The sequence below is a fragment of the Levilactobacillus fuyuanensis genome (genome assembly GCF_003946395.1).
In the GTDB taxonomy this organism is placed as follows: Bacteria; Bacillota; Bacilli; order Lactobacillales; family Lactobacillaceae; genus Levilactobacillus; species Levilactobacillus fuyuanensis.
Genome location: NZ_RHNZ01000033.1, coordinates 1 through 11,650 on the forward strand (window position 1 = coordinate 1; position 11,650 = coordinate 11,650).

The 11,650-nt window shown below is 40.3% G+C and carries 13 protein-coding genes and 3 pseudogenes; 6 read left to right on the top strand and 10 right to left on the bottom strand.

Features of this window, described 5'->3' with window-relative positions:
- Positions 1-47 precede the first annotated feature (47 nt).
- Positions 48-548 carry a hypothetical protein gene (locus tag EKM73_RS12235; protein WP_125702100.1) on the bottom strand — a complete coding sequence of 167 codons (501 nt, stop codon included), beginning with the start codon at positions 546-548 and terminating at the stop codon, positions 48-50.
- Between the two features lie 226 nt (positions 549-774).
- Between EKM73_RS12235 and EKM73_RS12240 the strand changes: the two genes are divergently transcribed.
- The gene (locus EKM73_RS12240) at positions 775-933 is read left to right on the top strand and encodes a cysteine peptidase family C39 domain-containing protein (RefSeq protein WP_094104123.1); all 159 of its coding nucleotides are present in this window, start codon (positions 775-777) and stop codon (positions 931-933) included.
- A gap of 360 nt (positions 934-1,293) precedes the next feature.
- On the opposite strand, the gene EKM73_RS12245 is transcribed toward EKM73_RS12240, so the two are convergent.
- Positions 1,294-1,983 (bottom strand): IS6 family transposase, encoded by a 690-nt coding sequence (locus tag EKM73_RS12245; protein ID WP_125702101.1) that lies wholly within the window; start codon positions 1,981-1,983, stop codon positions 1,294-1,296.
- A 57-nt stretch (positions 1,984-2,040) separates the two neighbouring features.
- Here EKM73_RS12245 and EKM73_RS12250 point away from each other — a divergent pair.
- Both EKM73_RS12250 and EKM73_RS12255 read left to right on the top strand, forming a co-directional pair.
- Positions 2,041-3,114: pseudogene (locus EKM73_RS12250) on the top strand (ISL3 family transposase); the annotation flags it as partial.
- Positions 3,115-3,151: 37 nt separating this feature from the next.
- Positions 3,152-3,895: pseudogene (locus EKM73_RS12255) on the top strand (IS3 family transposase); the annotation flags it as partial.
- A 92-nt stretch (positions 3,896-3,987) separates the two neighbouring features.
- On the opposite strand, the gene EKM73_RS12260 reads toward EKM73_RS12255, so the two are convergent.
- From EKM73_RS12260 to EKM73_RS12280, 5 genes are all read right to left on the bottom strand, one after another.
- On the bottom strand, positions 3,988-4,965 hold the full coding sequence (locus tag EKM73_RS12260; protein WP_056936359.1) for an alcohol dehydrogenase catalytic domain-containing protein: 978 nt from the start codon (positions 4,963-4,965) through the stop codon (positions 3,988-3,990).
- A 159-nt stretch (positions 4,966-5,124) separates the two neighbouring features.
- The gene (locus tag EKM73_RS12265; protein ID WP_225421410.1) at positions 5,125-5,649 is read right to left on the bottom strand and encodes a hypothetical protein; all 525 of its coding nucleotides are present in this window, start codon (positions 5,647-5,649) and stop codon (positions 5,125-5,127) included.
- Between the two features lie 25 nt (positions 5,650-5,674).
- On the bottom strand, positions 5,675-6,643 hold the full coding sequence (locus EKM73_RS12270; RefSeq protein ID WP_225421415.1) for an IS3 family transposase: 969 nt from the start codon (positions 6,641-6,643) through the stop codon (positions 5,675-5,677).
- A complete protein-coding gene (locus EKM73_RS12275) occupies positions 6,571-7,104 on the bottom strand; it encodes a helix-turn-helix domain-containing protein (protein ID WP_125702103.1) in 534 nt (177 codons plus the stop codon). Before EKM73_RS12275 ends, EKM73_RS12270 begins: the two co-directional genes overlap by 73 nt.
- Before the next feature lie 62 nt (positions 7,105-7,166).
- Positions 7,167-7,748, bottom strand: a complete 582-nt coding sequence (locus tag EKM73_RS12280) for a recombinase family protein (RefSeq protein ID WP_014940888.1) — start codon at positions 7,746-7,748, stop codon at positions 7,167-7,169.
- A gap of 230 nt (positions 7,749-7,978) precedes the next feature.
- Between EKM73_RS12280 and EKM73_RS12285 the strand changes: the two genes are divergently transcribed.
- The 3 genes from EKM73_RS12285 (at position 7,979) to EKM73_RS12295 (ending at position 10,343) form a co-directional block, all read left to right on the top strand.
- Complete coding sequence (locus EKM73_RS12285; protein WP_225416436.1) at positions 7,979-8,311, top strand: hypothetical protein; 333 nt, start codon at positions 7,979-7,981, stop codon at positions 8,309-8,311.
- Positions 8,284-8,856, top strand: coding sequence for an MFS transporter (locus tag EKM73_RS12290; protein ID WP_225416435.1), 573 nt, complete (start codon positions 8,284-8,286; stop codon positions 8,854-8,856). The genes EKM73_RS12285 and EKM73_RS12290 overlap by 28 nt, the downstream gene beginning before the upstream one ends.
- A gap of 152 nt (positions 8,857-9,008) precedes the next feature.
- Positions 9,009-10,343 carry a dihydrolipoyl dehydrogenase family protein gene (locus EKM73_RS12295; protein ID WP_002831210.1) on the top strand — a complete coding sequence of 445 codons (1,335 nt, stop codon included), beginning with the start codon at positions 9,009-9,011 and terminating at the stop codon, positions 10,341-10,343.
- A gap of 42 nt (positions 10,344-10,385) precedes the next feature.
- Here EKM73_RS12295 and EKM73_RS12300 read toward each other — a convergent pair whose 3' ends face one another.
- The 3 genes and pseudogenes from EKM73_RS12300 to EKM73_RS12310 form a co-directional block, all read right to left on the bottom strand.
- On the bottom strand, positions 10,386-10,586 hold the full coding sequence (locus tag EKM73_RS12300; protein WP_020090466.1) for a hypothetical protein: 201 nt from the start codon (positions 10,584-10,586) through the stop codon (positions 10,386-10,388).
- Positions 10,574-11,146 carry a helix-turn-helix domain-containing protein gene (locus EKM73_RS12305; RefSeq protein ID WP_125574589.1) on the bottom strand — a complete coding sequence of 191 codons (573 nt, stop codon included), beginning with the start codon at positions 11,144-11,146 and terminating at the stop codon, positions 10,574-10,576. Before EKM73_RS12305 ends, EKM73_RS12300 begins: the two co-directional genes overlap by 13 nt.
- Positions 11,139-11,650: pseudogene (locus tag EKM73_RS12310) on the bottom strand (replication initiation protein); the annotation flags it as partial. The gene EKM73_RS12305 and the pseudogene EKM73_RS12310, both read right to left, overlap by 8 nt.

Genomic DNA, 11,650 nt, shown 5'->3' on the forward strand with positions numbered 1-11,650 from the left:
AATGCCTGAACTAGCTTAGCAACTAGACCACTTCTAAGAATAGATTCTTAGTGTTGCACTTGATTTGACAATTGAGGACCAATTAAATTGCTCAAAACCCACCCAAACTTATTTTTTTTTACATAAAAATACAAAGGCAACGTGATTCCAGCAACTAATAACTCTTCTCCTACAATTGAAACTGAAGTTTTAATTACCTCTATTACATTAGACAAAATACCACCGTTATTTGCTGCTCCTACAGCAGGATTGGTTGGAAATGCATTAACATCTACTAAATGAAATATTTCACCTACGGCTACTAACCCTCCTTTAATAAGGAATGACAGTACGAATAACATTGCCAATTTCCAAAAATAAGGTCTGTTCATAGGTCTCATCATACTTTTGAATTGTCTATAACCAAAAATTATTAACAGACTTGCACTACCGAACACTGTGGTAGACAACCAGTTAAAACTAGACGGTGTAACTGCTCCAACAACTCCTATTATTATTAAAATAAAAGCAATTATCACATGTGTTATTTTTATAGGTGTTTGATTCATTTTGTCTCCCTGCTAAAATAATAATAAAAGGTGGTATTAATATGAGTAAACATACGTTTTATAAAAACATCGATTTTTATTTGGGAGTTCTAACCACTATAGGTAGTATTTCATACATCACCACAAATAATTTAAACTTGAAATCTATTATACTACTAGTTATCGGCATCACCTTACTGTATAGAAGCTTTACTGAAAAATAAATTAATAATTATTTGGAGAAAAAATGAAATTTACATATATTAGTCAAGTTGATGAACGTGACTGTGGTGCCGCTTGTTTAGCAATGGTTTCTGCTACATTTAATAAAAATATCTCTATTTCCAAAATTCGCGAATTAGAAAAAACTAGTCTAGATGGATCTACTGCTCTAGGGTTCAAATAAGTTATTAATCGCGATTAATGATTTATTTGAGCTGTGGAAGGTAAACGCGGTTCTGAATGTCTCTTAAAATCTGTCTCAAATATTGACTTCAATCCAATTCTTGACGCTACCTTAATAATGTAACGGAATATAATTATTTATGGTTCCTTTAAAAGATATAAAAACTTGCCTTAAGTGGAGGTTAATAGTGCTAACGTGTGAACTATTACACTTTAATTTGTTTAATCTGGATTAGAGTTCAAATCAAATTTATAAGCTATATTATAATATTAAACCAACAGTATAGATGTAACAATAGAGGTTCTGGTGCAAAATTTAAAACAAATGCACATTAACTAACTTTTCTTGGATATTGACAGCTTACGCTATCAATAATTGCTTCAATTCAGCGGTTACTGAAAACCCGAAGAAACTACCATTTCTTCGGGTTTCTTTTCGAATCGCATGGACAACTTCAACCCCGGCTAAAGTTTTAGCGGCAGTTCGGATGGTTTGAAAACCAGCTGAGCGAACCCGATGTCTTTTAATGAATCGATGGTCTTGCTCAATTAGATTATTGCGATATTTGGAACATTGATGATTTGCTTTCTCCAATAAGCCGTCTTTAATCACTTGCTTAATGGCTTTTAAAGTTCCACCATATTGGTCAGTTACCAAACAATGGGGACGACCATCGGTCGTAAATAATCGTTTCAAGAAATGGTAAGCGGACTGATAATCACGATGTTTACGTAACTCAAAGTCTAGCGTTAATCCCTGATTGTCAATGGCGCGATACAAATAGCACCATTGACCTTTAACCTTGATGTAAGTCTCATCCACTCGCCAACTTTGAGAAGCTGAATGTTTATGCCGACGCCACAACACCTGAAAGATTGGTCCGTAGTGATGAACCCAGCGCATAATCGTTGTATGATGAACAGTAATTCCACGATCACGTAAAATCTCAACGACATCACGATAACTCAAATTAAATCTGAAGTAGTAACCAACGGCTACCAAAATAATGTCTTGTTGGAAATGCCGACCTTTAAAATAATTTTTCATCATATCTACCTCACCTTTTAGGCTAATTATACCCAAAATAAGTTAAACTGAATTTTTTGCACCAGAACCCTGAGCAACACCGTCATCTTAGCCTTAAAGCGCCGCTATTTCCACTGTAAAGAATGTCACGGCAACTTTCTTGCACAAACAGTGGCAGTTCCGAAACACTGTACAATTTCAAACACCAGCCGCAAAGAATGCCTAGAGAAGCTCGGTGAACCGGTCTCTTTGAAGCACATTGCCAATGAAGTATCGGCATCAGATTCATTTGTGGGCCGCCAATTAATGCGCGCTGAACGAGACTTTCAAACCAATTGGCACTATTTACCAGAGATCATCTTAATGGATGAGGTGAAGAGTACCAAGAGCGCTACTGGTGCCATGAGCTTTGAGTTCATGAATGGCGAAACCCATGAATTAATCGACTTACTCCCTTATCGAACCATCAATAAACTAGAGAAGTATTTTTACCGCTTCGATCAAGCTGCCCGAGAAAACGTCAAAATTATTGTGACTGATATGAATTATACCTACCCCAAGCTTGTGCAGACCGTGTTCCCCAATGCCATGGTGGTCATGGACAAGTTTCATATTATCAACGCCCTAAATCGGGCGTTTAACAAAACCAGAATCAAGGTGATGAAGAAGTTTACCCCGTCTTCTCGCGAATTTCACGCCCTTAAGCGCTACTGGAAGCTGTTGTTAGTACCAACTGAACAGCTTAACTTTGAACAATTCAAAAAGTGGACTAATTTTCCTTACTGGATGGCTGCCACCGATGTTGTCCATCAGCTGTTATCGTTGGATTCAGAACTAGAACAAACTTATCAAGTCTTAAACAGCGTCCGGTCAGCTGTCCAACATCAAGATTGGCATAACTACAATGCGGCATTTTGGAATAACAAAACGTATTCTGAAGAAATGAAGAACACGATTAAAACACTTGAAAGCCATCATGATGAGATTCGTAACACCTTTACCACACACTATTCAAATGGTCCTTTGGAAGGTTCTAATAATAAAATCAAGGCGATCAAACGAGCCAGTTTTGGCTATCGCAGCTTCTGGAGGTTTAGAACTCGAGTACTATACGTTTTCAAAATCAAAACAAAAAGAGCCCTAATCACGAAGTGATTAGAACTCGAAATATGGATTCACCAACAACAGTTGACGAAGAGCCATTAAAGGCCTCTTTAACTACTACCAAGCTGAATACGGCGTACGCCGTTTAAGCACTCAAATTCGAGACTACTATCGCTTAATTGGTAAAAAGACACCTAATCATAAGCGCATTCAGCGCTTAATGCATGAAATGGGACTTAAATGTATCAAATATAATCGGCGAGTCCGTAAGTATGATTCCTCTAAGGGACCAAATGGCAAGAAAGCTAAGAATAAGCTAAATCGGCGTTTTATGAGTAACCGTAAATATCAGAAAATGGTTTGTGACATTACAGAATTAAAGGCTCATGATGGGCGAAAAGTGTACTTAGAAATTATTAAGGACTTGGCAACTAACCAGCTTCTCACTTGGTCAGTCAGTCAACATCCAAATCTTCAATTCGCATTAGATCCACTCCAGCAATTACTTAAGCAGTTACCTCATACAGGATACCAATTAACTTTACATACTGATCAAGGCTGGCACTATCAACATCGTGCTTGGCACAAACTACTTCGTCAGGGAAACATTAGGCAAAGCATGTCGCATCGAGCAACCTGTCTGGATAACGCTGCCTGTGAAACAGTCTTTAGTAAACTGAAAGCAGAAATTGATCCTGATACCAGTTATAGCAATCAAGAAGAATTAAGCCAAGCAATTAATGAATGGATTCACTTTTATAACGAACGCCGTATTCAGACAAAACTAGGCAACCAAACTCCACTTCAATATGAGCAGAATCTAGTTGCCTAGAAAAATATTTATTCAATTTTAAAGCAAGAACATACAGGTTCCAACTTTAAGGGTACACGTCAAACCGCAACCGTTTTTTCAACCTTAGGCACTTAAATTTTTTCCGTCGGCGGCACCAGCACAAACCGCTGGTGGTGATCACGCCCCTGCTCCAGGGCGGCGTGTACTTCCGCAGCGGCCGCAAACGGCTGGCAATTGAGGTCGTCTTCGAGTAACGCACCCGCGGCAAACTGCGGATTTAACCACTTTGCCGCCCGCGCTAGTTGGTCGTCGGTAGCGTGGCTGATGACGAAGCCGCTAATTTGCTTTTGGGCCATGTAAAACTGGCGGACGTCGAAGGTAAAATGATTATCCGCCGGCGCCGTGATCAGCGTGACCTGGCCGCCCTGATTGAGCGCCGCCAAGTTAGCCTGCAATGGCACCTTACCGGACGTATCAATGATGTGATCAAACTGCCGGTCGCACTGGGACGCCACCGGTTCGTGGTAATCCAACGTTAACTCGCTTCCCAATTGCCGACAGCGGTCAAAGTCGCGCGCTGCGGAAGTCGTCGTCACGACCGCCCCTAACTGGTGCGCTAGCTGAATAAACTTACGGCCGACGTTCCCGGCCGCCCCCTCGATTAGGATGGCCTGCCCGCGGGTTAGTTGCATGACGTCTTGCAACACAATCGCGGCCGTCGCGGCCGAATGGACCGCCGCCACCAGTTGGCGGGCGTCCACACCGCATGGCACCGGATAAAGCCGGTCGGCAGCAACCGCCACCATTTCGGCGGTCGCCCCCATCCGCCCGTCGTAACCGGCAGAGTTGGTCCAAACCAAATCACCGACCGCAAAGTTAGTCACGCCGGCCGCCACCCGCAGTACCGTGCCGACCAAATCACGGCCGACAACGTGCGGCGTGGCCAGTGCCGTTTGAAACGCCCCACTACGAACAAAGGTATCGACGTGGTCGACCGCCACGGCCTGCACCCGGACCAGTACCTGATTGGCCCGTAGTTGCGGTTCGTCAATTTCCCGCAATCGTAACGCTTCCGGCCCACCGAGTTGCTCGAAAGTCACTGCCTGCATCTAAAAAAACTCCTCTCATCATTTTAATTATATCTGTCCTTAATTTTAACGAAACTGGGCGAACGCAAAGGTGGCTCGGTTTTCCAAATCTTCTAATTATCGTCACTGAACCAATATTTCCACTAAAAAAGTCGGTAACTACTTGCCGACTCCCGTCCCCTATTTCACTTCCACAAACTTACTCGTTGCGTCGTCGTACTTTGCTAAGATATCATTCTTTTTATCGTAGCGATAAGTATCAACTAGCTTATCGCTGTCTTCATCGTATAACTTGATTTCGGTCACGTTATCCCACGGCTGACTTTCAACGTACGTGTAGTCGTCGGCGTCCCGGTCTTCTTTGTTAGCCATGACGGAAACCGCGGTCGCCGCGTCCTTTGAGAGCACGCTTAGCGCTTTTCCCGTATGGTGTTGGTTCGAATCTTCCGTGTCGTCACTATCATTTTCATCCACATCGTCGGTTGAAGTTGTCGTGGTGGTTGTAAGTAGTTTGACGGCCTTGCCCACGTTGGCTTGCCCCATCAAATCAACCTGCTTTTTGGCCGAGCCGGTACTACCTTCAAGTTTAAACGTGTAGGACCCCGGCATCAACGGCCCTGCCTGGTAGCTTTCGTGATCGTACTTCGTCGTACTCAGCTTGACATCGTTGGCGGTAATCGCTGCACCCCTTCTAAAGGGTAACACAAAAGTTAGACAAAATTGAATATTTTTAAACTGCTAAGGCATGTTCCCTGTATTCGCAGGGAGTCATGCCTTTTGTTTTCTGTGATATTCGTCGATTGTTAAACCAATCGACGTAATTCTTTGTGATTTCCTTGAATTCTCCAATATCTTTACACTGTGGAAATCCATTAAGACATTCTGTTTTAAGAAGATGAAAGAAGCTTTCAATTGGCGCATTATCAAGACAGTTTCCCTTACGAGACATGCTTTGTATAAATTTTTTTTCAGAGAGTTTATCGGTATAGTAATTCAATTGGTAATGCCAACCTTGATCTGAATGAATTATTGGTTTTATTCCTTCCGGAATATTTTCTGTGAGTTCATCGAGTGTATCCATAATTAGTTTACTGTTAGGACTATTACTTACTTGAAATGCTAAAACTTCCTTGCTTGCTTCGTCAGTAATAGCTGAAACGTAAGCCCACTTAGTATCGGCCAAGCGTACTTGTGTAACATCGGTATGTAATACTTTGAAAGGTACGGTTTCATTAAAATGCTGATGTAGAACGTTACGGGCCACTTTTCCAACTGTACCTTTATAAGATGAATATCTACCATTTCTGTGGCGGTTATAAAGGCTTACTTGAACATTTAATTCATCCATCAAACGACGCACTACGGCGTCTGATAGATGGATATCTAATTTAATGAGCTCTTCTTGAACGTGACGATAACCGTAGGTTAGACGTCCGCGATATCTTCCGCTTTCGGCAATTTTTAGTATCTCTACTTTTACATCTTCATACTTATCTACATAATTTTTGATACGTTTACGTTCATCATGATAAGTCGCTTTCTTAAGTCCAATGGTCTTAAGAATATCGCCGACTTTATACCGGTTAGATTTCGGAAGAGACTCTTGTTCGACCCTGATCTGATCAACTATTTGTGTTTTCTTTCGTCCTTTGAGGTTCCGAACAGGGTCATTGATTTTTTTAAGATTTCGTTCTCCAATTTTTCATCATATAATTCTTGATTCTTTTTCGTCAATTCTTCACGAAGTTGATCGATTTCGTTCTTGTTTACTAACTTACGTAATTTCTTCTTATTATGTTTCACTTTGGTTTTTCTGCCTTTCGGATGAGGCTTCAAGGCTTCTATACCATACTGATTGAAGGCTGTCCTCCAAAGACTGATTTGACAAGAATTAACATCAAATTTTGCGGATACTTCGGCTAAAGTTTCATCATGAGTTTGATAGTAGTTTATCACATCAACTTTAAACTCAACTGAGAAACTTCGTTTAACTCTTCTTCGTTTAAGAGCGTCTGCGCCGCTCAAACGAAAGTTTTGTATCCATCTACCTACTTGTATTCGAGGCAAGTTACGTTTCTTTGAAAGAAGACTGATACTAATGTCACCTTGAAGATATTCACTAACGACTTCTGCTTTTAATTCTGAACTATATTTGACCATAGAAAAAGTGCTCCATAACTGTTAGATTTCTTGTCTAACAATTATGGAGCACTTTACCTGTCTTAGATTTTAGAAGTATCACTTGGTTTCTCAATTAACTTAAACCGTCGCTGCTGCGTGCGTTTACTAATCCCTGTCTTTCGTTCAATCATTTTATAGGTCATGCCTTGTTTTCGTAACTCATAAGCAAATCTGATCTGTTCATCAGAATACGTTTTCGGTCGCCCTTCCCGAAACAACGGATCATGTTGCTTGGCATACAATTTACCTTCTTGTGTGCGCGTGACAATCATATCGCGTTCAAACTGCGCAAAGGCGCTAAATATTGTAAAGACTAATTGGCCAGTCGGCGTATTGTCAATTAAGCCCATATTCAAAATGTTAACTTTGACATTTTCTTTAAACAACTCTTGGATAATGGCTAAGGCCTCGCGCGTGTTCCGCGCAAACCGATCCAGCTTAGTGACAATCAAAGTATCACCTGTTTTTAGAGCGCGCAACAGTTTTTGAAACTCCGGTCGTTCGGTAGTTGTGCCGGTAAACTTTTCTTGAAAGATTTTTTCTGCTCCTGCCAATTTTAGTAACTCAATTTGATTTGCTAATTTTTGATCAGTGGTACTGACCCGCGCATAGCCATATTTCATCTTTTTATCTCCTTACTTATGTCATTAAGTAATGACACGGTTCTAACCCTTTAATTATACAGTATCAAAAAAGAGGCCACAACTGTTAAGTTATGACGCAGTTTATATATTCATTTAGCGGACATTAACCCATTTATTAATAAAAACTGGACTTAGAATGCGTTTCTCAAACGTCGAAACATGAAAAAAAGCCTATTTCTAGGCGCTTTTTACGATTATTGTTGTAAAGTTTGTTGGGCTTTTTTAGCTCTTGGCTTTTTAAATCTGGATTATCCTTTGCACCTGAAGATGGAAAGGGGACTGCTTCTTCTGCTTATGGTGGTCTAGGCATGGCTTTAGGTAATAACGGATTTAACGTTATCGGTGCTTTGTTCCTTAGCCAGTTTCGACTAGGATTTATAGTCTTTGGTATATTCACATTTGCTGGCGTATTAATTGCAACTTTGATTGTCCATGAGCCTTCTAATTTAGATGAAACCTCAACTAAAAAGAAAGAAAAGTTTTCTTTAAAAAATGTAAAGTTAATTTTTCCTTCTTGGCAAATTGGCGCGACTACTACCTAGCTCTTATAGGAAAAATGTTTCAGGGAGTTGGAAACTTTGCAATTACAGGATACATTTTATATATAATGACCGACTTTCTTCATCGTGGTAATCAAACTCAATCTTCTATCCAACTTGTTAACATGATTATGCTTATTTTTGGCATTTTGATGGGATTAGTCGCTGGGCCACTATCTAATAAATTTAAAATACTGAAATTACCAGTAGGTCTCTCAACTATCTTATTAGCAATTGCAGGTCTCTCCCTGTTCTTCTTAAGAAATAATACTGGTATTATTCTTTACGCCTTAGCTGCCGGTTTAGGAATGGGCTTATGGAACGCACTTGATAATTTATTAAACTTAAAAGTTATCCCCGATCAAAATCGTGTTGCATTTTTCTTAGGTGTTTACAACTTAGGTAATACAATTACACAAGCTATCGCACCCGTTTTAGCCGCTGCCGTCATAAGTCTTTTTGGTTATTCTGGAATTTTTATTGTTTCATTTATTTTTTCCTTGATTGGTGGTATTTCAATGCTATCGATTAAATCATTAAAACGTTAGTAAGATATTTTTTAGCAATCCTTATTTAAAGTTAAGGATTGCTTTTTGTTCTCTTCAGTTGCAATCGCTTGCAACTCGCACCTATCCTCTGCTATGCTCGTGCCAACAATGGTAATTATTTATTCACCTAAATTTAGGATGGAGGTAATTAAATGACTGAAAGTTATCAATTTGATGTTTTGTACTTAGGCGCGGGGCATGGTGCCTTCGACGGGGCGGTTCCACTAGCTAATAGTGGTAAAAAAGTCGCCATTATCGAAGCGGACAAAATCGGGGGAACTTGTCCAAACCGTGGATGCAACGCGAAAATTACGCTGGACAACCCGGTTCAACTTTTACGCCACCAAGAACGCCTTGATGGCATTGTAAATGGTGACTTAAAGCTGGATTGGACTGCCAATGTAGAACATGAACACGAAGTCATCGACGGCTTGCCGGACATGATTACTGGTTTACTCGACTCTGTTGACATCGAAATTATTCACGGTCGTGGAAAATTTGTTGATGCTCACACCATCGAAGTGGATCAACAGCGCTACACCGCTGACAAAATCGTGATTGCAACGGGGCTACGTCCCCACCATCTAGATGTTATGGGCTCAGAACTTACGCATGACAGTACCGATTTTATGAACCTCAAACAGCTTCCTGAAAATATCGTAATTATTGGCGCGGGCTATATCGGCATGGAATTTGCCACGATTGCCAATGCTGCCGGCGCGAACGTCACTGTACTTTTACGCCATAATCGGGCGTTGCGCAAATTTAATCAAGATTACGTAAAACAAGTCATTGCCGACCTCGAAAAACGAGGGGTGAAGTTCATTTACAACGCTCAGGTGGATCGTTTTGAGGAAGACGGTTCTCATTTTACCGTGTCTTATAACGATCACGAAACCCTCACCACCGACTGGATTTTGGATGCTACCGGACGAATTCCTAACATCGAAAACATCGGATTAGACGAAGTAGGCGTTAGTTACAATGCTAACGGGATCGAAGTTAACGATCATCTTCAAACTAACATTGATAACATCTATGCTTCTGGTGATGTGCTTGATAAAGAACAGCCTAAGCTCACCCCGACTGCGATCTTTGAATCTAGTTATTTAACCCAACTTTTCACAGGAAAGACTACTGACGCAATCAACTATCCGCCCATCCCAACCATTGTCTTTACCTCACCACAAATCGCACAGGTTGGTATGAGCGTCGAAGAAGCTCAGCAAAATCCTGATTACACCATTAAAACTAATCATCTTCCTGACGGATGGTTCCGCCAAGTTGATAAGGAAACAATTGGTGATAACACCTTGATTTACGATCAAGACCATCATCTTGTAGGAGCAGCTGAAGTTAGTGAACATGCTGCCGATGCAATTAACGTTTTATTACCAGCAATTGAGTTTCAATATACAGCTGAACAACTAGGCCGCATCGTACCTCTCTTCCCTACTTTGGGAGCGGACGTCTGGTCACAGATTTAAAAAAACGCTGAGCCTCTTTTAAGGAGACTCGGCGTTTTTTTATTATTTAGTAAATTCAGCAATTGCATCATCAATATGTTGCCGTACTACCTCAACATGATCCATTTCATCATCTTCTACATGTGGTAAAGGATTACGTGCTCGTCCTACACTTACCCCACGTTTAGCTAAGATTAACTTCATCACATCATATAAATTACCTTTAAATGATGTCAATTTAACTGAATCATCTATTTTCGCCATAGTCCCCACCATTTTCTTGGTTTTTCTTGTTCTTCTATCCTTTTTTGAACTTTGATTTGTTCCTGCAAATTTTCCAACTTCTCTTTAAGAGCGTTCCCGTTCACTTCATCTTTATATTGATTGTCTAAGTGTTTGAATTCTGTTTCCTGTGAGGGCATTTTGAGAACTTTTAATCTGTCGTTTTCTGCTTTGTATTCTTCGAGCAGTTGTTTGTCCTGTAAGGCCAATCTTTGTTGCTGATCTAGTAACTTATGTAACTCTTTCTTTTCAGATTGAATTTCTGATACTAAATTTCGAAGGAATTTCACTTCATCTTGTCCATCAACCGCATCTTTTTTGTTGTCGTCAACATCATCTTTTTGTTGACGGTATCTTGTTGACGAATTGTTTGAGAACATTGCTTTAATAGCTTTTTGCCCATCAACATCAACGTAAACAGTATTACCTTTTGTTGATGTAAATTGACGTAAATCGATTGACGCATCTCTTTTTATCTTTTGCCATATAGCCTGCTTTGAAACGCCCAATTCATCAGCAAGTTCTCTAATTGTTTTAGGCATTATTTCCAAACCCCTTTCGGAGTTCAGCAAGTGCTTCTTGTCTTGCTTGATCTCTTATTTTTTTATCGTGCTCGGCCTGTTTATCAGCCAATGCTTGTTTCTCAGTAGAGCCTAAAGTTAACCCTTTAACCTTGTCAATGGCGCGCCATTTTTCCTGCTCTGTTAATTCACCATTATGCTGAATATTAAAAAGCTTTTGACGCTCATCTTGTAATTGGCCTTGTGAGAAATCATTGGCATCTTTCTTTTCGGGTTTCCAGGTAAACGAATAGCCAATAACTGGTTTCCCACGCCCTTTACCATATTTTTTTCTAACCGTTAATCCTCTAAACAAAGGAGTTAATTCTTCTTTAATGGGTTTTATAACAAATTTATCGACGTTAGAGGGACTATTCCAGTAACTTTTGGGCATATCTAGTAATTGGTAGATTGTAAAATTAATCCGAACGCTGTTCGGACAAAAAAGATCAGCTTCCTTTAAAATGGTGTTTACCACAAACCCAT